Source organism: Streptomyces dangxiongensis, from assembly GCF_003675325.1.
In the GTDB taxonomy this organism is placed as follows: Bacteria; Actinomycetota; Actinomycetes; order Streptomycetales; family Streptomycetaceae; genus Streptomyces; species Streptomyces dangxiongensis.
Genome location: NZ_CP033073.1, coordinates 5,620,971 through 5,644,810, shown reverse-complemented (window position 1 = coordinate 5,644,810; position 23,840 = coordinate 5,620,971). Strand labels below are relative to the sequence as shown.

The 23,840-nt window shown below is 71.6% G+C and carries 23 protein-coding genes; 14 read left to right on the top strand and 9 right to left on the bottom strand.

The features are described 5' to 3' along the window. The first annotated feature begins 88 nt into the window (after nucleotides 1-88). The 4 genes from D9753_RS25455 (at nucleotide 89) to D9753_RS25440 (ending at nucleotide 4,594) form a co-directional block, all read left to right on the top strand. Nucleotides 89-2,587, top strand: coding sequence for an Orn/Lys/Arg family decarboxylase (locus D9753_RS25455; RefSeq protein WP_121789104.1), 2,499 nt, complete (start codon nucleotides 89-91; stop codon nucleotides 2,585-2,587). Nucleotides 2,588-2,782: 195 nt separating this feature from the next. Next, nucleotides 2,783-3,541 (top strand): hypothetical protein, encoded by a 759-nt coding sequence (locus tag D9753_RS25450; RefSeq protein WP_121789103.1) that lies wholly within the window; start codon nucleotides 2,783-2,785, stop codon nucleotides 3,539-3,541. Nucleotide 3,542: 1 nt separating this feature from the next. Further along, the gene (locus tag D9753_RS25445; protein WP_121789102.1) at nucleotides 3,543-3,965 is read left to right on the top strand and encodes a phage holin family protein; all 423 of its coding nucleotides are present in this window, start codon (nucleotides 3,543-3,545) and stop codon (nucleotides 3,963-3,965) included. Next, nucleotides 3,941-4,594, top strand: a complete 654-nt coding sequence (locus tag D9753_RS25440) for a DUF3618 domain-containing protein (RefSeq protein WP_121789101.1) — start codon at nucleotides 3,941-3,943, stop codon at nucleotides 4,592-4,594. The genes D9753_RS25445 and D9753_RS25440 overlap by 25 nt, the downstream gene beginning before the upstream one ends. Before the next feature lie 88 nt (nucleotides 4,595-4,682). On the opposite strand, the gene glnA is transcribed toward D9753_RS25440, so the two are convergent. Next, complete coding sequence (gene glnA, locus D9753_RS25435; protein WP_121791281.1) at nucleotides 4,683-6,044, bottom strand: type I glutamate--ammonia ligase; 1,362 nt, start codon at nucleotides 6,042-6,044, stop codon at nucleotides 4,683-4,685. Between the two features lie 329 nt (nucleotides 6,045-6,373). On the opposite strand from glnA, the gene D9753_RS25430 reads away from it, so the two are divergent. Further along, nucleotides 6,374-7,558 (top strand): globin domain-containing protein, encoded by a 1,185-nt coding sequence (locus D9753_RS25430; RefSeq protein ID WP_121789100.1) that lies wholly within the window; start codon nucleotides 6,374-6,376, stop codon nucleotides 7,556-7,558. Nucleotides 7,559-7,605: 47 nt separating this feature from the next. On the opposite strand, the gene D9753_RS25425 is transcribed toward D9753_RS25430, so the two are convergent. Beyond that, complete coding sequence (locus D9753_RS25425; protein WP_121789099.1) at nucleotides 7,606-8,049, bottom strand: RrF2 family transcriptional regulator; 444 nt, start codon at nucleotides 8,047-8,049, stop codon at nucleotides 7,606-7,608. 136 nt (nucleotides 8,050-8,185) lie between these two features. On the opposite strand from D9753_RS25425, the gene D9753_RS25420 reads away from it, so the two are divergent. The 5 genes from D9753_RS25420 (at nucleotide 8,186) to D9753_RS25400 (ending at nucleotide 13,611) form a co-directional block, all read left to right on the top strand. Beyond that, complete coding sequence (locus D9753_RS25420) at nucleotides 8,186-8,863, top strand: DUF3105 domain-containing protein (RefSeq protein ID WP_121789098.1); 678 nt, start codon at nucleotides 8,186-8,188, stop codon at nucleotides 8,861-8,863. After that, nucleotides 8,860-9,492 (top strand): DUF305 domain-containing protein, encoded by a 633-nt coding sequence (locus tag D9753_RS25415; RefSeq protein ID WP_121789097.1) that lies wholly within the window; start codon nucleotides 8,860-8,862, stop codon nucleotides 9,490-9,492. The genes D9753_RS25420 and D9753_RS25415 overlap by 4 nt, the downstream gene beginning before the upstream one ends. A gap of 210 nt (nucleotides 9,493-9,702) precedes the next feature. Continuing rightward, entirely contained in the window at nucleotides 9,703-11,646 is a 1,944-nt protein-coding gene (locus tag D9753_RS25410) for a S53 family peptidase (RefSeq protein WP_121789096.1), read from the top strand. A gap of 307 nt (nucleotides 11,647-11,953) precedes the next feature. Continuing rightward, the gene (locus D9753_RS25405) at nucleotides 11,954-12,988 is read left to right on the top strand and encodes a hypothetical protein (protein ID WP_163010789.1); all 1,035 of its coding nucleotides are present in this window, start codon (nucleotides 11,954-11,956) and stop codon (nucleotides 12,986-12,988) included. Nucleotides 12,989-13,062: 74 nt separating this feature from the next. Continuing rightward, entirely contained in the window at nucleotides 13,063-13,611 is a 549-nt protein-coding gene (locus D9753_RS25400) for a hypothetical protein (protein WP_163010788.1), read from the top strand. 58 nt (nucleotides 13,612-13,669) lie between these two features. Here the strand turns inward: D9753_RS25400 and D9753_RS25395 are convergent, their stop codons facing one another. From D9753_RS25395 to D9753_RS25385, 3 genes are all read right to left on the bottom strand, one after another. Continuing rightward, nucleotides 13,670-14,071, bottom strand: coding sequence for a hypothetical protein (locus D9753_RS25395; protein ID WP_240468285.1), 402 nt, complete (start codon nucleotides 14,069-14,071; stop codon nucleotides 13,670-13,672). A gap of 95 nt (nucleotides 14,072-14,166) precedes the next feature. Beyond that, nucleotides 14,167-14,370 carry a DUF397 domain-containing protein gene (locus tag D9753_RS25390; RefSeq protein WP_121789093.1) on the bottom strand — a complete coding sequence of 68 codons (204 nt, stop codon included), beginning with the start codon at nucleotides 14,368-14,370 and terminating at the stop codon, nucleotides 14,167-14,169. Next, nucleotides 14,342-15,205, bottom strand: coding sequence for a helix-turn-helix domain-containing protein (locus D9753_RS25385; protein ID WP_205614257.1), 864 nt, complete (start codon nucleotides 15,203-15,205; stop codon nucleotides 14,342-14,344). The genes D9753_RS25390 and D9753_RS25385 overlap by 29 nt, the downstream gene beginning before the upstream one ends. A gap of 116 nt (nucleotides 15,206-15,321) precedes the next feature. Here D9753_RS25385 and D9753_RS25380 point away from each other — a divergent pair, with 116 nt between their 5' ends. The 3 genes from D9753_RS25380 to D9753_RS25370 all read left to right on the top strand — a co-directional run bounded on the left by D9753_RS25380 (nucleotide 15,322) and on the right by D9753_RS25370 (nucleotide 17,366). Continuing rightward, complete coding sequence (locus D9753_RS25380; RefSeq protein ID WP_121789092.1) at nucleotides 15,322-15,546, top strand: hypothetical protein; 225 nt, start codon at nucleotides 15,322-15,324, stop codon at nucleotides 15,544-15,546. Continuing rightward, entirely contained in the window at nucleotides 15,543-15,899 is a 357-nt protein-coding gene (locus D9753_RS25375; RefSeq protein WP_121789091.1) for an ATP-binding protein, read from the top strand. The genes D9753_RS25380 and D9753_RS25375 overlap by 4 nt, the downstream gene beginning before the upstream one ends. Nucleotides 15,900-16,151: 252 nt before the next feature. Continuing rightward, nucleotides 16,152-17,366 (top strand): cytochrome P450, encoded by a 1,215-nt coding sequence (locus tag D9753_RS25370; protein WP_121789090.1) that lies wholly within the window; start codon nucleotides 16,152-16,154, stop codon nucleotides 17,364-17,366. A gap of 499 nt (nucleotides 17,367-17,865) precedes the next feature. Here the strand turns inward: D9753_RS25370 and D9753_RS25360 are convergent, their stop codons facing one another. The 4 genes from D9753_RS25360 to D9753_RS25345 all read right to left on the bottom strand — a co-directional run bounded on the left by D9753_RS25360 (nucleotide 17,866) and on the right by D9753_RS25345 (nucleotide 22,740). Continuing rightward, nucleotides 17,866-19,080: an MFS transporter gene (locus D9753_RS25360; protein ID WP_121789089.1), complete on the bottom strand. Its 1,215-nt coding sequence runs from the start codon at nucleotides 19,078-19,080 to the stop codon at nucleotides 17,866-17,868. A 141-nt stretch (nucleotides 19,081-19,221) separates the two neighbouring features. Beyond that, nucleotides 19,222-20,259, bottom strand: coding sequence for an endonuclease/exonuclease/phosphatase family protein (locus D9753_RS25355; RefSeq protein ID WP_121789088.1), 1,038 nt, complete (start codon nucleotides 20,257-20,259; stop codon nucleotides 19,222-19,224). Between the two features lie 182 nt (nucleotides 20,260-20,441). Further along, nucleotides 20,442-21,077 (bottom strand): TetR/AcrR family transcriptional regulator, encoded by a 636-nt coding sequence (locus tag D9753_RS25350; protein WP_121789087.1) that lies wholly within the window; start codon nucleotides 21,075-21,077, stop codon nucleotides 20,442-20,444. 76 nt (nucleotides 21,078-21,153) lie between these two features. Further along, complete coding sequence (locus tag D9753_RS25345) at nucleotides 21,154-22,740, bottom strand: MFS transporter (RefSeq protein ID WP_205614256.1); 1,587 nt, start codon at nucleotides 22,738-22,740, stop codon at nucleotides 21,154-21,156. Between the two features lie 169 nt (nucleotides 22,741-22,909). On the opposite strand from D9753_RS25345, the gene panB reads away from it, so the two are divergent. Continuing rightward, nucleotides 22,910-23,776 carry a 3-methyl-2-oxobutanoate hydroxymethyltransferase gene (gene panB / locus D9753_RS25340; protein ID WP_121789085.1) on the top strand — a complete coding sequence of 289 codons (867 nt, stop codon included), beginning with the start codon at nucleotides 22,910-22,912 and terminating at the stop codon, nucleotides 23,774-23,776. Nucleotides 23,777-23,840 lie beyond the last annotated feature (64 nt).

Below are 23,840 nucleotides of genomic sequence, written 5' to 3'. Positions count from 1 at the left end.
CCGACCCGGGCTACGCACATCCGGCGGGCCGCCCCGCAGACTTCCCGGGGCGGCGGCCGGGCGGCTGCCGGGAGAGACGAGGGCACGGATGTCCGACAACAAGATCCTGGTGGCGGTGCCCGAGCATCCGCACGCCGAGGGCGCCGCGGCCGAGCAGCTTCGCAAGATCCGGGACGCGGTGGAGGCGGGTGGCTTCGGGGTGCGCTGGGCGGTCACCGCCGAGGACGCGGAGGCCGTACTGCGCACCGAGGCGGGACTGGCGGCGGCCCTGATCGCCTGGGACCTGCCCGTGCCAGGCGCGGGGGCGCGGATCAGCGGCGACGGTCACCGGATCAGCGGGGACGGTCACCGGATCAGCGGCGACGGCCCCGGAGCCGCGCTCGCCCCGCCGGCCCTGCGGGACGGCGCCGCCCGCCGGAGCACGGACGGCAGGGGCCGGACGGACGGGCGCACGGACGGGGCCACGGACGGGGCCACGGCCGGGAGCACGGAGGGGGCCACGGGCGGGGCTGCCGTACTGCGCGGGATCGGGCGGCGGTTCCGGGATCTGCCGGTGTTCCTGGTCATGGCCGACGAGGGCCTGCAGGACCTGCCGCTGTGGGTGTCGGAGACGGTCGTCGGATACGTGTGGCCGCTGGAGGACACCCCCGGGTTCATCGCCGGCCGCATCACCACCGCCGCCCGCGCCTACCGGGAGGACGTCCTGCCGCCGTTCTTCCGGGCGCTGCGCCGCTTCGACGACGCCCACGAGTACTCCTGGCACACCCCCGCCCACTCCGGTGGCGTCGCCTTCCTCAAGTCGCCCGCCGGACGGGCCTTCCACGACTACTTCGGCGAACGGCTGCTGCGCAGCGACCTGTCGATCTCCGTGGAGCAGCTCGGCTCGCTGTTCGAGCACACCGGCCCCATCGGCGACGCCGAACGCAACGCGGCCCGCGTCTTCGGCTCCGAGCTGACCTACTTCGTGCTGCACGGCGACTCCACCTGCAACCGGCTGGTGGGCCACTTCAGCGTCACCCGGGACGAACTGGCCCTGGTGGACCGCAACTGCCACAAGTCGGTGCTCCAGGGCCTGGTCGTCTCCGGTGCCCGGCCCGTCTGGCTCATCCCCACCCGCAACGGCTACGGCCTCGCCGGCCCGCTGCCCCCGGCCGAGATGGCGGCGGACTCCGTCGCGGCCCGGATCGCCGCCCACCCGCTCACCGAGGGCGCCGTCTCCCAGGACGCCCAGTACGCGGTGTTCACCAACTCCACCTACGACGGCCTCAGTTACGCGGCCGTCCCGGCGGCGCGGGCACTCGCGGCCAGCACGCCCCGGGTGCACTTCGACGAGGCCTGGTTCGCCTACGCCCGGTTCCACCCGCTGTACGCGGGCCGGTACGGCATGTCGGTGGACCCGGAGGCCTTCCCCGGCCCGGACCGGCCGACGGTCTTCGCGACCCAGTCCACGCACAAGCTGCTGGCCGCCCTGTCGCAGTCCGCGATGGTGCACGTGCGGCCGGCGCCCCGGGCACCGGTGGAGCACGACCGCTTCAACGAGGCCCTGATGATGCACGGCACCACCTCCCCCCTGTACCCGATGATCGCCTCGCTGGACGTGGCGACCGCGATGATGGACGGGCCGCAGGGCGAGTGGCTGATCGACGAGGCGGTGACGGAGGCGGTCCGTTTCCGGCAGGAGATGGTCCGGCTGCGCCGGCGGGTGGAGAGCGCCGGGGACCGGCCGCCGTGGTTCTTCGGCGTCTGGCAGCCGGAGGAGGTCACCGACCCGGCGACGGGCGAACGGCTCGCCTTCGACGCGGCCCCGCCGGAGCTGCTGCGCACCGAACAGTCCTGCTGGCTGCTGGAGCCGGACGCCGACTGGCACGGGTTCCCGGGGCTGACCGAGGGTCACTGCATGCTGGACCCGGTGAAGGTCACGCTGACCTGCCCCGGCATCTCCGCGACCGGTGAGATGGCCGAGGAGGGCATCCCGGCACGCGTCCTGACCGCGTACCTGGCCACCCGGAACATCGTGGTCGAGAAGACCGACAGCTACACCACGCTGGTGCTGTTCTCCATGGGCATCACCAAGGGCAAGTGGGGCACGCTGCTGGATGCCCTGATGGACTTCAAGGCACTGTACGACGGCGACGCCCCCCTGGACCGGGTGCTGCCCGAGGCGGTCGCCGGGCACCCCCGCCGCTACGCCGGAATGACCCTGCGCGAGCTGTGCCGCCAGATGCACGAAGAGCTGCGCTCGGCACGCCTGGTGGAACTGCTGGACACCGCGTTCCAGCGGCTGCCCGAGCCGGTCTTCCCGCCGCAGCACTGCTACCAGCGACTGGTGCGGGGCGGCACGGAACGGGTGCGGATCGCCGACGCGGCGGACCGGGTGGCGGCGGCGATGGTCACGGTGACGCCGCCCGGCATCCCCGTCCTCATGCCGGGCGAGTCCACCGGCACCCACGACGGTCCCCTGCTGCGCTACCTCACCGCCCTGGAGACCTTCGACCGCCGCTTCCCGGGCTTCCGCAGCGAGACGCACGGCGTGACGATCGACGAGGACACCGGCGACTACGAGATCGAGTGCCTGCGCCGGGAGTGACCCGGGCGTTCTCGTCGGTCCGCTCACCAGGACCGTGACATCCCGAATCCCCACGGGAGTGTCAATCCCGGACAAATGGCCACTCGGAGCGGGACGGACGGTCCCGTGCGGTGCCCGGCGCGAGGCCTCGCGGCACGCGCCGGCCGGCGCACCCACGGGAGCGCACGCGAACCATCCGATGAGGAGAAGTCGCCGATGAGTGAGTCCATACAGACCGGCACCGGGACCACCGGTGAGAAGGTCATGACGGAGGCCTCCGCCACCGCCGGCCAGGCCGGACAGGCGGCGACCGAGGTCGCCGGGACCGCGGCGGAACAGACCAGGGCCGTCGTGGGAGAGGCGCGGCAGCAGGCGGGAAACGTCATCGATCAGGTGCGCGGCCGCGTGATGGACGAGGCCGACGGGCAGGCCAAGCGCGCGGCAGGCAGCCTGCGGCAGTGGGCGGAAGACCTCGGCGGTCTGGCCGGGAACGCCCAGCACGACTCCCCGGCCCGCAGCCTGGCGACCCAGGTGGCCGACAAGGGCCACCGGGCGGCCGACTACCTGGAGAAGCAGGGGGTGCAGGGCGTCGCCTGCGACCTTCAGGGTTTCGCCCGCCGGCGTCCCGGCGTCTTCCTGGGCGGCGCACTGCTGGCCGGACTCGCGGTCGGGCGCATGGCGAAGGCGGCGGGAACCGCCTCCCGGTCCGGCGGATCCGGGCCGGAGCAGGCCGCGGAAGGGCCGGGCCGCGCGGTGACGGACGAGCCGGCCCCCCAGCCGGTGCCGCTCGCCGCGGCGGAGCCCGCACCCGGAACCGCCTCGCAGCCCGCCCCCGCCACGGGAACACCGCGGACACCGCCCGCGCCCCCCGCCGAGCCCGCCGCGGGAGCACCGGTGCCGCCGCCTCCGCAGGTCCCGCCGGCCGTCGGTACACCGCCGGACGGCACACCGGGCCGGACCTACCCGGAGGTGTGAGATGGCCACCGCCTCACCCACGCCCGGTGTGCCCAGGCCGCCGGAGCGGGACGCCTCCGTGGGCCAGCTCCTGTCCGTGGTGACGTCGGACCTGCAGACGCTCTTCCGTCAGGAGGTGGAGCTGGCCAAGGCCGAGATCAGAGAGGAGGGCACCCGAGCGGGCAAGGCCGCCGGCATGTACGGCGGAGCCGGGTTCGCCGGCTACATGGTCCTGCTGTTCCTGTCACTGGCCGCCGTGCTCGGTCTGGCCAATGTGATGGACGGGGGCTGGGCCGCCCTGATCGTCGCCGCGGTGTGGGCCGTCGTCGCGGCCGTGCTGTACCAGAAGGGCCGCAGCCGGATGCGCACCGTCTCTCCCAAGCCCGAGCGAACCGTCGAGACCATGAAGGAGAACGCGGAATGGGCACGTCACCCGACCAGGTGAGGGCCGATATAGAGGCCACTCGCGACCGACTGTCCGCGGACGTGGACCAACTCGCCGACCGGACCAGCCCCAGACGAGTGGTCCGCCGCCGCACCCAGCGGATGCGTGGCGCGGTGTCCGGCATCCGGGGCCGGGTCATGGGCACCGCGTCCCAGGCCGCGCACGGTATGACGGGCACCGCGCAGTCGGCGGCCGGCTCGCTGCACGAGGGCGCCGGACAGGCGGCCGGCTCGGCACGCGACGCGGCCGGCGAGGCGGCGCAGGCCGTCCAGCGGGCGCCCGAGCTGGCCCGGGAGCAGGCGCGGGGCAACCCGCTGGCCGCCGGGCTGATCGCCTTCGGCGTCGGTGTCCTGGCGTCCTCGATGCTGCCCGCCACGCGGACCGAGCAGCAGGCGGCGTCCGATCTCCTGCAGAGCGAGGCTCTGGAGCCCGTCAAGCAGGCCGCCGTCGAGGCCGCGCAGAGCGTGAAGGAAGGCGCCCGGGACGCGGCGCAGAGCGGGGCCGCCGAGGTGCAGGACAGCGCGGCGCGCGCGGCCCGGACCACGCAGGAGGAAGCACGCGACCGAACCGGCCAGGTCGTCGACCAGGCACGTGACTCCGGCCGGCATCTGACGGACGAGACGCCCTGAAGAAGGGCCGGGTCGCTGCCTGCTACGACACCGCCCCGCGGCGAGGAGCCTCGGGGCGGTGCCGTCCGATCAGCGCCCGAGCAGCGGCCTACAGCACCGGCAGGTTCTTGCGCAGCTCGAACGCCGTGACCTCGCTGCGGTACTCCTCCCACTCCGACTTCTTGTTGCGCAGGAAGAAGTCGAAGACGTGTTCGCCGAGGGTCTCGGCGACCAGGTCGCTGCTCTCCATGAGGGTCAGGGCCTCGCCGAGGTTCTGCGGGAGGGGCTCGATGCCCATGGCGCGGCGTTCGGCGTTGGACAGGGCCCAGACGTCGTCCTCGGCGCCCGGCGGGAGTTCGTAGCCCTCCTCGATGCCCTTCAGGCCGGCGGCCAGCAGGACCGCGTACGCCAGGTAGGGGTTCGAGCCGGAGTCGATGGAGCGGACCTCCACGCGGGCGGAGCCGGTCTTGCCGGGCTTGTACATGGGGACGCGGACGAGGGCGCTGCGGTTGTTGTGGCCCCAGCAGATGTACGAGGGGGCCTCACCGCCGGCGCCGGCGGTCCGCTCGGAGCCGCCCCAGATGCGCTTGTAGGAGTTCACCCACTGGTTGGTGACCGCGGAGATCTCCGCCGCGTGCCGGAGCAGGCCCGCGATGAAGGAGCGGCCGACCTTGGAGAGCTGGTACTCGGCGCCGGACTCGTAGAAGGCGTTGCGGTCGCCCTCGAAGAGGGAGAGGTGCGTGTGCATGCCCGAGCCGGGGTGCTCGGAGAACGGCTTGGGCATGAAGGTCGCCTGGACCCCCTGCTCCAGCGCCACCTGCTTCATGACCAGGCGGAACGTCATGATGTTGTCGGCCGTGGAGAGGGCGTCGGCGTAGCGCAGGTCGATCTCCTGCTGGCCCGGGGCGCCCTCGTGGTGGGAGAACTCCACGGAGATGCCCATCGACTCCAGCATGGTGATCGCCTGGCGGCGGAAGTCCATGCCGACGTTGGTGGGCGTGTGGTCGAAGTAGCCGGAGTTGTCGGCGGGGGTGGGGCGGGAGCCGTCGAGCGGGCGGTCCTTCAGCAGGAAGAACTCGATCTCCGGGTGGGTGTAGAAGGTGAAGCCCAGGTCGGAGGTGCGGGCGAGGGCGCGCTTGAGGACGTAGCGCGGGTCGGCGAAGGACGGGGAGCCGTCCGGCATGAGGATGTCGCAGAACATGCGGGCCGTGCCGGGGGTCTCCGCGCGCCAGGGCAGGACCTGGAAGGTGGACGGATCTGGCTTGGCGATCATGTCGGACTCGTAGACCCGGGCGAAGCCCTCGATGGCGGAACCGTCGAAGCCGATGCCCTCGTCGAAGGCCTGTTCCAGCTCGGCGGGGGCCACGGCGACGGACTTGAGGAAGCCCAGCACGTCCGTGAACCACAGGCGTACGAACCGGATGTCGCGCTCCTCCAACGTCCGGAGCACGAACTCCTGCTGCTTGTCCATCTTCCGCTTCCCCATCCTTGCTGGTCAGGCCGCCTGTCTCCCGTGTCGCGGGAGGCGGTCGGGCACCTGAGCATCCCACCACAACACCATTTCGTGCGCGTTGCGGACCTTGATCGCCCGGGCGTCCTGGGACTGAACGCCTCTCGTACGGCCGGTGTACTGCTCTGCCGCCCATCTTGCCTGCTCCGGCCGTCATCCGTAATGGCCGGTCCGCTTCGCCCTGGTGGCCGGTCCGCTCCGTCGGTGAGCAACACCACGCCCGCTTAATTTGCATACGATATGCAAATTTTCATAGCGTGCCGGTCAGCCGAGTCCTCCGAGGAGTCCCGATGCTGACCGAGCAGTCCGCAGCCACCGTCCGCGCCACCCTCCCCGCCGTGGGCGCGGCCATCGGCGAGATCACCGAGCGCTTCTACGGCCGCCTGTTCGCCGCCCACCCCGAACTGCTGCGGGACCTGTTCAACCGCGGCAACCAGGCCGCCGGCACCCAGAAGCAGGCCCTCGCCGGTTCGATCGCCGCCTTCGCCGCGCACCTGCTGGACCACCCGGACCAGCGGCCCGACGCGATGCTCTCCCGGATCGCGCACAAGCACGCCTCCCTAGGGGTGAGCGCCGAGCAGTACGAGGTCGTCCACGAGCACCTCTTCGCCGCCATCGCCGAGGTGCTCGGCGATGCCGTCACGCCCGCGGTGGCCGCCGCCTGGGACGAGGTGTACTGGCTGATGGCGCACGCGCTCGTCGCCGTCGAGAAGCGGCTGTACGACGAGAGCGCCGGCCGGGGCTTGCGGGAGTTCGAGGTCGTGGAGCGGGTGACGGAGACCGCGGACGTCGTCACCTTCCGGCTGCGGCCGGCCGACGGGGGCCCGGTGGCCGGCTTCCGCGCCGGGCAGTACGTCTCCGTCCGCGTCACCCTGGACGACGGGGCCCGGCAGATACGGCAGTACAGCCTGTCCGGGGCGCCGGGCGAGACGGTGCGGCAGATCAGCGTCAAGCGGGTGCACGGCGGTACGACGCCCGACGGCGAGGTCTCCCATCACCTCCACGCGCGCGTGCGCCCCGGTGACGTGCTGGAGCTGTCCGAGCCGTACGGCGACCTCGTCCTGGCCGGCGGACCCGACACGCCGCTGCTGCTCGCCTCGGCGGGCATCGGCGTGACCCCGATGGTCGCGATGCTGGCCGACCTCGCCGCCTCGGGCCACCGCGGCCCGGTCACCGTCGTGCACGGCGACCGCTCCCCCGCCGACCACGCCCTGCGCGCCGACCAGACGGCGTACGCCGCGAAGCTGCCGGAGGCGGCCGTACACCTCTTCTACGAGCGGGACGCAGAGCCGGGCACCCGGACCGGCCTGGTCGACCTGGCCGGCATCGCCGTACCGCCCGGCACGCGCGCGTACCTGTGCGGCCCGCTGCCCTTCCTGCGCGCGGTCCGCGCCCAGTTGATCTCGCGGGGCGTGGCCCCGGCGGACGTGCACTACGAGGTGTTCGGCCCCGACCTGTGGCTGGCCCAGGGCTGAGCGGCGTCGCCGTCGGCTTCGTCGCCCCCGGGCCGGCCGCCGAGCGTTCAGGCCGGTCCCGGCCCCCGGGTCAGGCCCAGCAGCAGCGGACCCGTCGGCTCGGCGACGATCTCGGCGACCGTGACCGGGTCCAGCGTGGCGAAGAACGCCTCCTGGGCGCGGCGCAGGGCACCGCGCAGCCGGCAGCCGTGGCGCAGGGGGCACGGGGTCGTGCCCTCGCAGTCGACCACGTCGCCGTCGCCCTCGAAGGCGCGCACCACCGCACCGACCGACGCCGTCCGCCCCCGTTCGGACAGGGCAAGGCCGCCGCCCCGGCCGCGGCGGGCGTCGACGAGGCCGAGGTGCTGGAGTTCGGCGACGACCTTCGCGGCGTGCGTGTAGGGCACGTCCATGTCCGCGGCGACCTGGCGGGTGGTGGGCGTGGTGCCGGCGGCGACCGCGAGTCGCATCAGGACGCGCAGGGCCAGGTCGGTGGAGCGCAGCAGCCGCATACCGCGAGGGTAGGTAACGCGCGTCCGAGCGCCAAATCAGCCGGTTCCCGCGCCCTCCCTACGGAAGTACGGCCCCGCCGCATTACGATCAGCGGGCCCCACCGTCCACGTCCCCTTCCGCAGAAGGACACGCCTCATGGGTTCCGGCAAGAACAGCAGCACCGCGGCGCGCAAGGCGCGCATCGAGGAGATGCGGCGCGCGGACCGTGTCCGCGAGCGCCGCAACCGGGTGCTCAGCATCGCCGCGAGTGTGGTGGTCGTCGCCGGTCTCGCCGTCGGCGGTGTGGTCCTCGTGAACAAGCAGTCCGGGGACAAGGATCCGGCCGCGAGCGGTGACGCCAAGGGTTCCGGGGACTCCGGGCACTTCACCACCGGCAAGGACGGGGTGCGGACCTGGTCGGGCAAGCTGTCCCGGACGCACGTGACGACCAAGGTGTCGTACCCGATGCACCCGCCGGTCGGCGGCAACCACAACCCGGTCTGGCTGAACTGCAACGGCGACGTCTACAGCAAGCCCGTGCAGGACGAGAACGCCGTGCACGCGCTGGAGCACGGCGCGGTCTGGGTGACGTACACGGGCAAGGCGCCGAAGGCGGACGTCGACGCGCTGGCGGCGAAGGTGAAGAAGACGCCGTACTCGCTGATGAGCCCGTACGAGAACCAGGGCGCCCCGCTGGTGCTGTCGGCGTGGGGCCACCAGGTGGCGGTGAAGAGCGCGAGCGACCCCGAGGTGGACAGGTTCTTCTCCACCTATGTGCAGGGCCGGCAGACGCCCGAGCCGGGTGCCTCGTGCACCGGCGGGGTCATGAAGTGAGGCGCCGGCACGTCGGCTGGACCGCGGGGGCCGCGGCGGCGGTGCTCGTCGCGGCCGGCGCGATCACGTACGCGGTCGCGGAGGACACGGGCGGGGCGGGTACGAGCACGCCGGGCGCGGAGTCGGCCGACGCCGGGTTCGCCCGGGACATGGCCGTCCACCACCAGCAGGCCGTCGAGATGTCGTACATCGTGCGGGACCGCACGAAGAACGCGGAGGTCCGGCGCCTCGCGTACGACATCGCGCAGACCCAGGCCAATCAGCGCGGCATGCTGCTGGGCTGGCTGGACCTGTGGGAGCTGCCGAAGGTGTCGGCCCGGCCGCCGATGACGTGGATGGGCATGGGGGACATGCCCGCCGGCAAGGACGGCGCGCTGATGCCGGGCATGGCGACCAACACCGACCTGAGGAAGCTCGGGACGCTGAGCGGGAAGCAGGCCGAGGTCTTCTACCTCCAGTTGATGACGGACCATCACAAGGGCGGTGTCCACATGGCCGAGGGGTGTGTCGCCAAGTGCGCCGTCGGCGTGGAGAAGCGGCTCGCCAAGGGCATGGTGGAGGCCCAGCGGTCGGAGCTGCAACTGATGGCCGACATGCTCAAGGAGCGTGGCGCGCAAGCCCGTTCGTAATAACCCGGTCACGACGAAAGCCTCAAAGCGCCCCGTATGACGGCTCCTTGGGCTTCTCTTGACTTTTACGTTCCCCTGACATGAACGGTTCATCGCAAGAGTGGCCCCCATCGTGTGATCCCTTCGCCGGCCGACACCGCCGCGGGCCGGCGCGCGGAACCGCGACGTACCAGCCACTACATGCATGCGAATCGCATCGCAGGGGGTTCTATGAGATCCAACCGTGCCACCATGCGCGCCGGTGTGAGCATGGCAGCGACACTGCCCATGATCGCCGGTGCGCTGGCGCTCGGCATACCCGCGGCGCACGCCGCGGGCTCCCCGGCCCGCGACACCCTCAAGGGCTCCAGGCCCGCGTGGGCCACGGCCAAGGCGGACAAGGGCGCCACCTCCGACAGCGCCCAGGTCAAGGCCCGGGTCTACCTGGCCGGCCGGGACGCGGCGGGCCTCGCCGCCTACGCCAAGGCGGTGTCCGACCCCGGCTCGCCGCTGTACGGCAAGTACCTCGGCGCCAAGAAGGCACAGGCCCGCTTCGGGGCCACCAAGGCCCAGGTGGCCGCGGTCACGTCCTGGCTGAGGTCGGCCGGTCTGACCGTCACCGGGGTCACTCCGCACTACGTCGCCGTCTCCGGTGACGTGGCCGCCGCCGAGAAGGCGTTCGGCACCCAGCTTCACAACTTCGCCAAGGGGTCGAAGACGTACCGCGCCCCCGCGCGGACCGCGTCGGTGCCGGCCGGCCTGAAGGGCGCCGTCCTGACCGTCACCGGCCTGGACAACGCCCCGCACAAGGCGACCCACGACGACGAGCTGCCGCCCCCGGACGCCGTGTTCAAGAACTCCGGGCCGTTCTCCTCGTACTACGGCTCGAACACCGCGAGCACGCTGCCGGACGCCTACGGCCACAAGATCCCGTACGCGGTCAAGGGCTACACCGGCACGCAGCTTCGCGCCGCCTACGGCGCCGGCACGTACACCGGCAAGCACGTCCGCATCGCCATCACGGACGCGTACGCCTCGCCGACCATCGCCGCCGACGCCGGCCGGTACGCCTCGAAGAACGGCGACGCACCCTGGAAGAACGGCCGGTTGCACCAGGTGCTCCCGGACTCCTACAACAGCACCGACGAGTGCGGGGCGGCCGGCTGGTACGGCGAGGAGACCCTCGACGTGGAGGCCGTGCACGCGGTCGCGCCGAACGCCGATGTCACCTACGTCGGTGCCGCGTCCTGCTCCGACGACGACCTGCTGGACTCCCTCCACAAGGTCGTCGACCACGATCTTGCCGACATCGTCTCCAACTCCTGGGGCGACACCGAGGCCAGCCAGACGCCCGACCGCGCGGCCGCCTACGACCAGGTCTTCCAGCTCGGCGCGGTCGAGGGCATCGGCTTCTACTTCTCCTCCGGTGACGACGGCGACGAGGTCGCCAACTCCGGTACGAAGCAGGTCGACTCCCCCGCCAACTCCGCCTGGGTGACCGCGGTCGGCGGTACCTCGCTCGCGGTCGGCAAGGGCGACACGTACCAGTGGGAGACCGGCTGGGGCACCGAGAAGGCGACCCTGTCGGCCGACGGCAAGAGCTGGGACGGCTTCCCGGGTGCCTTCACCTCGGGCGCGGGCGGCGGCACCAGCAAGACGGTCGCCGAGCCGTACTACCAGAAGAACGTCGTCCCGGACGCGCTCGCCAAGGCGGAGAACGCCGCCGGCAACCGTGTCGTCCCGGACATCGCGGCCGTCGCCGACCCGAACACCGGCTTTCTGGTCGGCCAGACCCAGACCTTCCCGGACGGTTCGCAGCAGTACAGCGAGTACCGCATCGGCGGCACCTCGCTGGCCGCTCCCGTCATCGCGGCGGTCCAGGCCCTGGCCCAGGAGGCACGCGGCGGCAGGGCGCTCGGCTTCGCCAACCCGGTCATCTACGCCAGGTACGGCAAGAGGGGCGTCTTCCACGACGTCACGGACAACCCGACCGGCTCCGGCCTGGCCGTCGCGCGTGTGGACTTCGCCAACGGCCTCGACGCCGCAGACGGCCTGCTGACCTCGGCCCGCACCCTCGGCCAGGACAGCTCGCTGTCCGCGGCGAAGGGATACGACGACGTGACCGGCGTGGGTTCACCCGGACACTGGTACGTGCGGTCGTACCGCCGGCACTGATGTCCTGATCCGCTGAGCGGAAGGGGGTGTGGGTCCAAAAACCCGCACCCCCTTTTCCTATGTCCCGAAACAGCGTCAATAGCCGATTCGCCGAAGGCAGGGCACACCGAGAGGAAAAACATCACCTGCATCAGGGAAAGATTTCTTTGGAGGAATGAAGGATTCCAGAGTTGATCTTCACATTCGAGCATGCGTACGATTGCAGTGGCTCAGGGGGGAGTCCACGTCGCACAGCGGGGCGCTGATATCCGCTCTGAATCATGAGTACGGTTCCGCATTCATTGCTCAACACCAGCGAAGGAACCCCATGTCTCGATTCAGACCGCGTTCCGTGGTCACGCTCGCCCTTTCCGCCTCCCTGCTCGCCGTCGGGGGGCCGGTGGGCATGGCCCACGCCGCGGTACCGTCCGGCTGTACGGGCCTGGTCGGCAAGTTCTCCGGCACGGTGTCCCCGGGCTGCGGTACGCCCACCCCCACACCCACTCCGACGGCGTCCTCCACGGGCGTGCCCGGCGTGGACATCGGCGCCGACGGGTGGATCACCTACTCGGACGACGACGCGACCAGCAAGTTCGGTGTCACCGGAACCGTGAGCACCGTCGACGGCACGGTGCAGAGCGACGGCACCTGCCAGTTCGACGGCTCCGTCAGCAGCTCCTCTTCCGGCACGGCGTACGAGCAGGAGGTCGGATACAACCCGACCACCTGCCAGGAGCGCATCCGCACCGGCACCATTTCGGCGAGCCAGGAAGCCAGCCTGGTCTCGCCCGCGGACACCAACGCCACACCCGAGACGCCGCAGGCCGATTCCACGGCCGGTGACACCGGCGCCACCGTCGACCCGGCCTCGGGGCCGTTCAGCGACACGGGCGCGGCCGACGCGGCGAGCAGCACGCCGTACAGCAACGCGCACACCAAGACGGCGTGGATCGACCCGGTGAACGTCACCATCACGTCGCTCACCACGAACCTGCGCTGGCCGCTGTACGGCCACGGGGGCTCTCTGAGCGCCCGGAACAACGCGTACAAGTTCAAGTACGACGGCTGGTGGACGTCCGGCACCCCGAAGCCGACGTTCAGCACCCAGAGCGACGGCTGGGGCACCGGCGGCGCCGAGACCTTCAAGAACACCGACTTCGAGAAGATCGTGATCGCGCTGCTCGGACCGTCCGGCTGGGCCGCCTGCGGCTTCAGCACCGACACGGCCGTCTTCAAGCACAACGTGCACGTGTACGGCAAGCGCAACGGCAACGAGGTCAGCACCTGGCACGACACCAAGGCGGGCGGCTGCTCCAACCTGGTGCACCACCGCCGCTCGACCGGCTTCGGATGGACCTCCTGAGAATGAGCCCGCTCCACAGGCCGTCCCACGCGCTCCGTCCTCACCGGACGGTCGCGTGGGGCGCCGCCCCCCTCATGGCAGCGCTGGTGCTGGCGGCCACCGGATGCTCGTCCGGCACCACCGGCACCACCGGCACTCCCGGTACGCCCGGTACGCCCGGTGCCGCGGCCGACACCAAGGGCATGGACCCGGGCACGGTGGCCGTGCAGTACTCGACGGCGCTGTTCTCCGGCCAGTTCACCCGCGCCTCCTCCTTCGTCCTCCCGCGTGAGCGGGGTGTGCTGAAGGTGCTGTTCACCGGTATGACCAACTCCTCCGTCCGGGCCCAGGACCTCGCCGTCGGCGCGGTCGACGTCGGGGCCGGTTCCGGGAGCGTCGTACTGACCGGGAAGATGTGCAGCTCGGGTGTCATTCCGAAAGGCGCCACCGTCCAGCCGCGACAGAACGAGAAATGCGTCACGAACCACCGGCGCGACACCTCGGACCCGGCCTTTCATGTGGCGGTCTGCAAAACCTCCGGGAAATGGTACGTGTGTTTCCCGAGATTCGACGAGGCCATGCGGAAGGGTTCCGCCTCGACATCGACGGGCAAGGCCGCACCCAGCCCCCGGTCCAGTCACTGAGGAGCGCTTCTCCGCCTTCCGGCACGCCCGGGCGGAAAGGCGGAAAGGCGCCCTCAGCTCATTCCGTTCCCCTGCGCCGGCGGTCGAGCAGGAGGAAGACCAGGAAGCCGGCGACGAACAGCAGCGCACCGCCGGCCAGGAACGGCACGGGCGTGTACTCGTCGGTGCAGGACTGCCCGCCCGCCGTCGAGTGGCACACGGTCCCGGGGCCGCCCCGGTTCAGATAGGCGAGGTGGAACAGGGGCAGGGCCAGGCCCGCGAGTCCTCCGGCGACGGCGGCCCGGTGCCCCTTGCGAAGCAGGAACACGGCGGCCACCACGGCGAGCACGATCAGGACCACACCGACCGACAACAGGGCCGCCAGCCCCAGCGCGAGACACCCGCCGACCGCCAGCCAGGCGAGGAACCAGCCCCACTCCGCACCACGTCGATCCCGGACTGTGACGATGTCGCTGTGCACGATGCCTCCCACGGAGGGTGAGACTGCGCGAGCTGCCGATGCGATCACGGTACACCCCGCCCGCCGCCCCAGGGCGACGGCCAAGTCAACGGTCCCTAAAGGGATTTGAGCGAGGCGATAAAGGGGCCCCAGGCGTCGGGGGTGAGGAGGAGGGCGGGGCCGCCGGGGGACTTGGAGTCCCGGACGGGGACGAGGCCGGGGAAGCCGCCGGCCACTTCGACGCATTCCCCGCCATCGCCGTTGCTGTAACTGCTCTTGAACCAGAGCGCGTCACTCCAGTCGATCCCGCTGCTCGCCATTTCGGTGATCCTCTGCCGCTGCCTTGATCATGGCCAGGGACGTGTCTGGGGACAGCGCGACGGCCCTGAGCCGATCGTATGCCTTGCGGTACTGCTTCACGAGGGCCGGATCGTCGATGGTGTCACCGCTGTAGGACGCCTCGGTGTAGACCAGCGGCGGCGCGTCCGGGAAGGTCATCACCATGATGGAGGCAGCCATGAGGGGATACGCCCCGCACGTGCGCGGAACGATCTGCGGAGTGATCCGGCGCCTCTCGGCCAGCTCCACGATCCGGTCCAGTTGTTCGGCCATCTCCAGCGGCGGGAGGAGCGGGTCCGCGATCAGCGACTCATGCAGGACCGTCCAGTACTCCGGTGTGGACCGATCCTCGTCGAACAGGCGGGCGCGGGCGAGTCGGGCCGTCACCTTCTCCTCGACCCATTCGTCGGAGGCGGCGGGGTGAGCCGACCGGACCAGCGTCCGAGCGTACGCGGCGGTCTGGAGCAGCCCGGGAAAGATAACGGGAGACCACAACTCAATGGTCTCCGCGTATTTCTCCGCCTCCAGAGCCTTCTCGAAGTACGCGGCATGCGGCCCCCTCCGCGCCTTCCGCACATCCTCGCAGCACCGCTCGAAGAACCCGTCGGTCCCCAGCACCCGATCCGCGTGCCGGGCCAGATCCAGCGGCATCCTCCGTTCCCCGTGCTCGATGTCGCTGAGGTACGTCTTGCCGTAGAAGCTGCCTTCGAGGAACGTCTCCAACGACATCCCGGCCGCCTCCCTCTTCCACCGCAACTCCTTGCCGTAGAAGGTCGGGACGCTGACCGAGCCGTCGATGTCCTTGCCGCGAGCCACCACTCGCCCTCCTCCGCTGCCCTGGTCGCGAACGCGAAACCTCTTCCACGGTAGCGAGCCGGGCGACACTCTGTGAGGTGTTCGTCACACACCGCACAGAAGGTCAATACACCCCCATGCCCGACCGCTCCCCCACCGCCTACGACGTCACCCTGTGCGTCGAGGAACTCCGCACCGCCCTCGCCCTGCACGGCATCACGCTGCCGTCCCTCCGCGTCGATCTGCCGGGCTTCGCCGGTACGTACTCGCCGCCCGCCGGGCTCGTGACGCTCGGCAACTGCAACACGGCCACGGCCCGCGCCCTCGCCGCCGCGCTGCGGAAGACGGCGGCCGAGGCATGACGCCACTGGAACTGCGTCTGCTAGCCACGCCCAAGGCCGCGCCGGAACTCCGCCGCCACCTGCGTGAGCACGGCTTCGACGTCCGGCTCTGTGCCACGGAGCTGCTGACGAACGTCATCGACCACCTGGGCGAGGGCACCCCGGTGACCGTACGGGTCACGGGTGCGGCGGCCGGCGGCCGTACCCGTGTCGAGGTGACCGACCCCGATCCGCGCGCGTTGCCCGTACTGCTGTCCGCCGCGACCACGGCGGAGTCCGGGCGTGGCCTGGCGCTCGTCGACGCGCTCGCCGAGCGGTGGGGCGTGGACCGGGAGCCGGACCGCAAGACGGTCTGGTGCGAGCTGGGGAGCTGAGCCGTGCCCTGGTCGGAGCCGGTTTCATTGCCTGAAGCTCCTGTTCTGCGAGGCGCGCCGAACTGTCGCATATTGGCAGGTGATGACCTTTTCCAGGGACGGGGTGGCACCCTGTGGCGCCGCCGCGCCGACAGACCGGGTCCGTTCGACGGCCGGCCGTGTCGGCGCCTTCCCGTATCGCCCCCGGGGTCCACGGCCGTCCCCCTCGCACCCTCGCAAGTGACGCGCCCAGCGGCGCACCAAGGAGGCTGTATGTCGTTCCATGACCCGGCAGTGCTCGACTGCCCCTTCGACTTCGCCGACGCGCTGGAATATGACCCCTCACTGGCCTCGCTGGCAGAGCGCGGCCCGGTCAGCCGGATCCGGCTGCCCTACGGTGAGGCCGAGGCCTGGCTGGTGACCAGCTTCGCCGGAGTGCGTCAGGTGACGTGCGATCCCAGGTTCAGCCGGGCGGCGATCATCGGGCGGGACTATCCGAGGATGACCCCGGAGCCGATCGTGTCGCCGGAATCGATCAACGTGACGGACCCGCCGTACGTGACCCGGTTGCGGCAGACGGCGGCGCAGGCGTTCACCCGGGAGCGGGTGGTGGCCATGCGGCCCGCGGTGGACGGGGTCGTGGCCAAGCTGCTCTCGGCGATGGCCGAGGCGGGGCCGCCGGCGGACCTGGTGACGTCTTTGTCGGTTCCCCTGCCCCACCTGACGATCTGCGAGCTGCTGGCCGTCCCGGAGGCCGACCGCGAGCGGCTGCGTACGTACACGATGCGGCTGCTGGCCACCTCTCCGGCCGCCCGGAAGGGCGCGGCCGACGCCAAGGCCGCCCTGCGGGAGTACTTCGCCGGGCTGATCCCGGCCCGGCGCGCCACGCCGGGCGAGGACCTGCTCAGTGCGATGGTCACCGCCCCGGTGGCGCCGGGCGAGGAGCCGCTGACGGACGACGAGTTGGCGGTCATGGCCGTGACGCTCATCCTCAGCGGCAACGACACCGCGACCTGCCAGATCAGCAACATCGTCTACCTGCTGCTGACCCGGTCCGAGGAGCGTGCCGCGCTGGCGGGCGACGCCGGCCGGTTCCCCGGCGCGCTGGAGGAGCTGCTGCGGTTCATCCCCTTCCGCAAGGGCGTGGGCATCCCGCGGATCGCCCTGGAGGACGCGGAGGTCGAGGGGACCGCCATCGAGGCCGGCGACTACGTGCACGTGTCCTACCTGGCGGCCAACCGTGATCCGGCCGTCTTCCCCGATCCGCACACGCTGGACCTCGAACGGCCGGTGCGCCCGCACATGACGTTCGGGTGGGGCGGGCACCACTGCCTCGCCGCGCCGCTCGCGCGGGCGGAGCTGGAGAGCGCGGTCACCGGCCTGCTGACCCGCTTCCCCCACCTGCGCCTCGCCGTCGCGCCTGAGGACCTCGAGTGGGACACCGGCACCATCCGCCGCTTCCCGGTACGGCTGCCGGTCACCTGGTGAAGCCGGGGCGGCTCGCGGGTCGGTGCACCGGCCCGCGCCGGCGGTCGAGGAGGAGGACCAGGACGCCGGCGGCGAACAGCAGCACGCCGCCGGCCAGGAAGGGCACCCGGGGCGTACTCGTCGGCGCAGGTCTGTGCGACGGCCGTCGTGCGGCACCCGGTGCCCGGGCCGCCCCGGTCGGAGTAGGCGGGGCGGAAGAGCGGCAGCGCCGGACCGGCGAGGCTCCCGGCGACGGCGGTCCGGTGCCCCTGACGGAGCAGGAACACGGCGGCCACCACGGCCAGGACGAGCAGGACCACGCCGACCGACAGCAGGGCGGCCAGGCCGAGGGCGAAAGACGCGCCGACCGCCGGCCAGGCCAGGAACCAGCCCCACCGCGCATCCGGCCGGTCCTCGGCCGGGACCGTCGTCCGTTGCACCGTGCCTCCCGTGGAGGGTGAGCCCCGCGCGGACCCCGGGTGTGGAGCCGGGGCCCGTCCAGGGTAGCGCCGGAGGGTAATCAGCGGTGCAACGCGCCGGACTCCTCCGGCACATGGGAGGTGATCACGCGGCCCGCCGACGGGGTCGCCCGGCGCCGGTCCACCACGTGGGCGGCGCCCGCGACGCCCAGGCCCAGTACGGCCAGGGCCGCGCCGGCCAGCGCCGGGGACGTCGCGCCGAAGCCGGCCGCGAGGGCCAGGCCGCCGATCCAGGCGCCGCCGGCGTTGGCCAGGTTGAAGGCGGCCTGGTTGGCGGAAGAGGCGAGGGAGGGGGCCGCCGAGGCCTTCTCCATGACCATGAGCTGGAGCGGGGAGCCGGTGACGAACGCCGCCGCGCCGAGCAGGGTCACGGCGAGGGCCGCGCTCCACTCCGCGCGCATCAGCAGCGGGAACAGTCCGAGCACCACGGCCAGGGAGACCAGGCCGGCGAAGAGGGTGCCCCGCAGGGAGTGGTCGGCGAGCCGGCCGCCGAGGAGGTTGCCGGCGGTGGCGCCGACGCCGAAGAGGGCGAGGAGCAGGGTGACGTTCGTCTCGGCGAAGCCCGCGGTGTCCGTGAGCATCGGGGTGACGTAGCTGTAGGCGGCGAACAGCGCGCCGAAGCCGGCCACCGTGGTGCCGAGGGCCAGCCAGACCGGCAGGGACTTCAGTGCCGCCAGTTCGCCGCGCAGGCCGGTCCCGGAGGCGTGGGTGTGGTCGCGCGGGATCAGCAGGGCGAGCGAGGCTATGGCGACCAGGCCGATCGCGCTGACGCCGAGGAACGTGGCCCGCCAGCCGAGGTGCTGGCCCATGAGGGTGGCGGCGGGGACGCCCGCGATGTTGGCGACGGTCAGGCCGAGGAACATCAGGGACACCGAGCGGGCCTTGCGCTCCGGCGGGACCATCCCCGTGGCGACGACCGCGCCGACGCCGAAGAAGGCGCCGTGCGGCAGTCCGCTGAGGAAGCGGGCGGCGAGCAGGGAGCCGTTGCCGGGGGCGAACGCGGAGAGCGCGTTGCCCGCGACGAAGAGGGCCATCAGGGCGATGAGGACCGTGCGCCGGGACATCCGGGCCGTCACGGCGGCCAGCAGCGGGGCCCCGATGACGACGCCCAGCGCGTACGCCGAGACCAGGTGTCCGGCGCTGGGGATCGAGATGTGCAGGTCGTCCGCGACGTCGGGCAGCAGGCCCATCATCACGAACTCGGTCGTACCGATGCCGAAGGCGCCCACGGCGAGGGCGAGCAGGGCCAGGGGCATAAAAGGCCTTTCAGAGAGGTGACGCCGTACAGATCCGCAGTATGTTCCTGTACGGAACAAATCCTCTCGGGCCCAGTATTCCAGGAGGTGACGTCCGGGTTGCCGGTGTGGGTGCCGTCACCGCCTCGCCTGTGGGACGGCTCACACCTTCACGCGGGCCGCCACCGGCAGGTGGTCGCTGTTCGTGCGGGGCAGCGTCCAGGAACTCTGCGGCTGCACACCCTTGACCATGATCTGGTCGATCCGCGCCATCGGGAACGACGCCGGCCAGCTAAACCCGAAACCGCTGCCCGCCGCGCCCTGTGTGGAGCGGAGCTGGGAGGTGACGGCGTTGAGCGAACGGTCGTTCATCGTGCCGTTCAGGTCGCCGAGCAGCACCACGCGCTCGAGCGTCTCGTCGGCGATGGCCTCACCTAGCGCGTCGGCGCTCTTGTCGCGCTGCCGGGCGGTGAACCCGGCCTTCAGCTTCACCCGCACCGAGGGCAGGTGGGCGACGTAGACCGCGACCGGGCCCTTCGGGGTGGTGACCGTGGCGCGCATCGCCCGCTTCCAGCCGAGCTTGATGTCGACGGCCTCGACGCCGGCCATGGGGTACCTGCTCCACAGGCCGACGGTGCCGACCACCGCGTGGTACTTGTACGTCGTCGCGAGCGCCTTCTCGTAGACGGGGACGGCGGAGGCGGGCAGCTCCTCCAGGGCCAGGACGTCCGCGCCCGAGGCGGCCACGTCGCGGGCGGTCGCGGCCGGGTCGGGGTTGTCGGCGTTGACGTTGTGGGTGGCCACCATCAGGTCACCCCCGCCGCCCGACCGGTCGGTGAGCAGTCCGCCGAACAGGTTCAGCCACGCGACCGCCGGGAGGAGCACGGCGACGAGCGCGGTCGCCGACCGGCGTAGCAGGCCGAGGACCAGCAGCAGCGGGACGGCCAGGCCCAGCCAGGGCAGGAAGGTCTCGGTGAGACTGCCGAGGTTGCCCACCCGGTTCGGGATACGGGAGTGCAGCAGCATCACCAGGCCGAGGAGCAGGGCCAGCGCGGCGAGCACGAGGCCACGGCGCCAGATGCGTGGGTCGCCCCGCCAGCCGCCGGCCAGGCGGTGCGCCAGGCGTCGAAGCCGGGATCCCGGTCGCTCGGGCCCCGAGCCTCCGTTGTCCGTCTCCGTCATGTACGCCTGCTGCGTCATACCGTCTGCCTCACTGCCTGCCGTGCACACCGTTCGACCCCCGTCCGCTTCCGACCCTAGGGGATGATCGGCTCCGTTCCCGCCGTCCCGTGACGGCCTTACGGAAGAGGAGGACGAACGGGGCGGGACGAGGGGTTCCGGTTAGTCCCCGTCCGGGCGGGGTCTGTGACGAAACGCGCACATCAGCGTGACGTGGCCGTGGAGCTGACGGGCCGTAGGCCGGCCAGGACCGTGTCGACGATCTGCGCCGCCAGACCCTCGGGCAGGTCCGCGTCCGGGCGCATGACGGCGCGGACGAGCATGGGGCCGACGAACATGTCGTTGGCCAGTTCCAGGTCGACGTCCGCGCGCAGTTCGCCGTTCTCCCGCCCGCGGCGCAGCACGTCCAGGCCGATGACGCGGCGGGGCTCTATGACGCTGGCGTGGTAGGCGGCCCAGATCCGCGGACTGCTCTTCATCTGCGCGTACACGTTGTGCAGGATCGCCGAGGAGCGGCTGGCCAGACCGCGCCGGCGCAGGGACTCCAGCAGCACGACGAGGTCGTCGCGCAGGGAGGTGCCGGGGAGTTCGGGGTCGGGGGGCTCGGCGGCGCGGACGACGTCGACGAACAGCTCTTCCTTGCCGCTCCAGCGGCGGTAGATGGTGGCCTTGCCGACCCCGGCCGTGCGCGCGACGCGCTCGATGGACAGCTCGGCGAGGGGGACGCCCTCCTCCAGGAGCTTCATCACGCCTTCCAGGATGGCGCTTTCCACGGCTTCGCTGCGCGGCCGGCCCCGCGCGGGTCCCTCCGGCCGCGGCCGGCTGTCGGCAAGGCTCACGTCGTACCGTCCTCTCGATGACTGCGGGAATTGTCCCGCAACGACCCCCTTCCCCCGTGAACGTCGCGCCGGACCGTCAGTCCTTGGCGCCGACCAGTTCCGCTTCCCGGTCCTTCGACTGTCCGGCCGGCGGCCTGCCCGGCAGGAACAGGGCCACCACCACGGCTCCGACCAGCGCGACGCCCGTACCGCACAGGGCGGTGACGTGCATGGCGTGCAGGAAGGCGTCGTCGGCGGGGGTGACCAGGGCCCGGCCCTGGGGGCCCAGCTTCGCGGCGACGCCGAGGGTGGCCTCGATGGACTCGCCCGCGGTGTCGCGCAGGGCCGGCGGCAGGGCGCCGAGCTTGCCCTCGATCCCGTTGCGGTACGAGGTGGCGAGCACCGAGCCGAGGACGGCGATGCCGAGGGCGCCGCCGACCTGGCGGAATGTGTTGCTGAGCGCTGAGGCGGAGCCGGCCTTCTCGCGCGGCAGGGCCTGCATGATGACGACCGAGGTGGGCGTCATGATGTGCGCCATGCCGGTGCCCATCAGGAAGAAGACGACCTCCAGCAGCCAGATCGGGGTGTCGGCCTCGAAGCCGGCGAACGCGGCCAGCGTCGCCGCGATCAGCAGCAGACCGCCGGTGGTGGTGGCCTTGTTGCCGAACCGGTCGACCACCAGCCGGGCGCGCGGCGCGAAGATCAACTGGGCGGCGGCGAGCGGCAGCATCAGCGCGCCCGACTCCAGCGGCGAGTAGCCGCGGACGCTCTGGGTGTAGAAAACGCCGAAGAACGTGACGCCCATCAGCGCGAAGAAGACGAGCGCGATGGCGCTCATGGCGGCCGAGAAGACCTTGTTCCTGAAGTAGCCGACGTCCAGCGAGGGGTGGTCGCTGCGCTTCTCGAAGACGACGAACCCGGCGAGCACGACGAGGCCGGCGATGATGGTCGCCAGCACCTTCGGGTCGGTGAAGTCGGCCAGCTCGCCGCCCTTGATGATGCCGTAGACCAGCAGGACCAGGCCGACGACGGACAGGACCACGCCGATGGGGTCGAGGCGGCCGGGGCTGGGGTCGCGGGAGTCGGGCACCAGCCACACCATCAGGACGAGCGCGAGGATCACGATCGGCACGTTGACGAAGAAGACCGAGCCCCACCAGAAGTGGTCGAGGAGGGCGCCGCCGGTGATCGGGCCGATGGCGATGGCGAGGCCGACGCCGCCGGCCCACATGCCGATGGCCTTGGGCTGCTCGTCGCGCTCGAAGACGTTCATCAGTACGGCGAGGGTGGCGGGCATGACGAAGGCGGCGCCGACGGCCATCAGCGCGCGGAAGGCGATGAGCTGGGCCGGGGAGCCGGACTCGGCGGCGAGGGCGGAGCCGATGCCGAACACGGCGATGCCGCCGAGCAGCACCTTCTTGCGGCCGATCCGGTCGCCGACGAGGCCGGCGGTGAACAGCAGGCCGGCGAAGACGAGGGTGTAGGCGTTGATCGCCCATTCGATCTGGCTCTGGGTGGCGCCGAGGCCGGTGGGCGCCGGGGTCGAGATGGTCTTGATGGCGACGTTCAGGATCGAGTTGTCGAGCACCACGATGAGCAGGCTCAGCATCAACACGCCCAGGATCGCCCAGCGGCGCCGGTGCACCGCCTCCGGTATCCGGGGGGCAGGGACGGGACTTGTCATGGGTCCGAGCCTAGAACCATTTCGATACGGAACCGTCTCGTATCTTATTTTCTTTACCAAGGCCTTAAACACCGCCCCCCCTCTGGCCGTGCCTGGCACGAGGTGCCACCATGGAGACGATCCGGGGACGCCGTCAGGGCGCCTCGAGATGACTGAAGGAGCCGTTGCCATGACGCAGCTTTCGGCTGCCCCGAACAAGCCCTCCGACGGCAGCAAGGCGCTGTACGGGGGGAAGGGCACTCGCCGCATCACCGTCCGCGACATCGCCCTCGCCAAGGAGCGGGGCGAGAAGTGGCCCATGCTCACCGCCTACGACGCGATGACCGCGTCCGTCTTCGACGAGGCCGGGATCCCGGTGATCCTCGTCGGCGACTCGGCGGGCAACTGTCACCTCGGGTACGAGACCACCGTGCCCGTCACCCTCGACGAGATGACCATGCTCTCGGCGGCCGTCGTCCGCGGGACGACCCGCTCCCTGATCGTCGGCGACCTGCCCTTCGGCTCCTACCAGGAGGGCCCGGTGCAGGCGCTGCGCTCGGCGACCCGGCTGGTGAAGGAGGCCGGCGTCGGTGCGGTCAAGCTGGAGGGCGGCGAGCGCTCGCACGAGCAGATCCGGCTGCTGGCGGAGTCCGGCATCCCGGTCATGGCCCACATCGGCCTGACCCCGCAGTCCGTCAACGCGATGGGCTACCGCGTGCAGGGGCGCGGCGAGGAGGCCGCGCAGCAGCTTCTGCGCGACGCGAAGGCCGTACAGGACGCGGGCGCCTTCGCGGTCGTGCTGGAGCTGGTCCCGGCGGAGCTGGCAGCCGAGGTGACCCGGGTGCTGCACATCCCGACCGTGGGCATCGGGGCCGGCCCGGAGACGGACGCGCAGGTGCTGGTGTGGACCGACATGCTGGGTCTGACGTCCGGCCGGGTGCCGAAGTTCGTCAAGAAGTACGCCGACCTGCGTGAGGTCATGGGCACCGCGGTGAAGGCGTTCGCGGAGGACGTCGTCGGCGGAACGTTCCCGCTGGACGAGCACTCCGTCCACTAGCCACTGCGGCACCACCCCGGGCAGCCCGCCGATCATCCCCCGTCGGCGGGCTGCCCCCTTTTCC

Coding starts and splice junctions, on each gene's coding strand:
- D9753_RS25455 (WP_121789104.1), top strand. CDS start 89: ATGTCCGACAACAAGATCCTGGTGGCGGTGCCCGAGCATCCGCACGCC.
- D9753_RS25450 (WP_121789103.1), top strand. CDS start 2,783: ATGAGTGAGTCCATACAGACCGGCACCGGGACCACCGGTGAGAAGGTC.
- D9753_RS25445 (WP_121789102.1), top strand. CDS start 3,543: ATGGCCACCGCCTCACCCACGCCCGGTGTGCCCAGGCCGCCGGAGCGG.
- D9753_RS25440 (WP_121789101.1), top strand. CDS start 3,941: ATGGGCACGTCACCCGACCAGGTGAGGGCCGATATAGAGGCCACTCGC.
- glnA (WP_121791281.1), bottom strand. CDS start 6,044: ATGGACAAGCAGCAGGAGTTCGTGCTCCGGACGTTGGAGGAGCGCGAC.
- D9753_RS25430 (WP_121789100.1), top strand. CDS start 6,374: ATGCTGACCGAGCAGTCCGCAGCCACCGTCCGCGCCACCCTCCCCGCC.
- D9753_RS25425 (WP_121789099.1), bottom strand. CDS start 8,049: ATGCGGCTGCTGCGCTCCACCGACCTGGCCCTGCGCGTCCTGATGCGA.
- D9753_RS25420 (WP_121789098.1), top strand. CDS start 8,186: ATGGGTTCCGGCAAGAACAGCAGCACCGCGGCGCGCAAGGCGCGCATC.
- D9753_RS25410 (WP_121789096.1), top strand. CDS start 9,703: ATGAGATCCAACCGTGCCACCATGCGCGCCGGTGTGAGCATGGCAGCG.
- D9753_RS25405 (WP_163010789.1), top strand. CDS start 11,954: ATGTCTCGATTCAGACCGCGTTCCGTGGTCACGCTCGCCCTTTCCGCC.
- D9753_RS25400 (WP_163010788.1), top strand. CDS start 13,063: ATGGCAGCGCTGGTGCTGGCGGCCACCGGATGCTCGTCCGGCACCACC.
- D9753_RS25390 (WP_121789093.1), bottom strand. CDS start 14,370: ATGGCGAGCAGCGGGATCGACTGGAGTGACGCGCTCTGGTTCAAGAGC.
- D9753_RS25380 (WP_121789092.1), top strand. CDS start 15,322: ATGCCCGACCGCTCCCCCACCGCCTACGACGTCACCCTGTGCGTCGAG.
- D9753_RS25375 (WP_121789091.1), top strand. CDS start 15,543: ATGACGCCACTGGAACTGCGTCTGCTAGCCACGCCCAAGGCCGCGCCG.
- D9753_RS25370 (WP_121789090.1), top strand. CDS start 16,152: ATGTCGTTCCATGACCCGGCAGTGCTCGACTGCCCCTTCGACTTCGCC.
- D9753_RS25360 (WP_121789089.1), bottom strand. CDS start 19,080: ATGCCCCTGGCCCTGCTCGCCCTCGCCGTGGGCGCCTTCGGCATCGGT.
- D9753_RS25355 (WP_121789088.1), bottom strand. CDS start 20,259: ATGACGCAGCAGGCGTACATGACGGAGACGGACAACGGAGGCTCGGGG.
- D9753_RS25345 (WP_205614256.1), bottom strand. CDS start 22,740: ATGACAAGTCCCGTCCCTGCCCCCCGGATACCGGAGGCGGTGCACCGG.
- panB (WP_121789085.1), top strand. CDS start 22,910: ATGACGCAGCTTTCGGCTGCCCCGAACAAGCCCTCCGACGGCAGCAAG.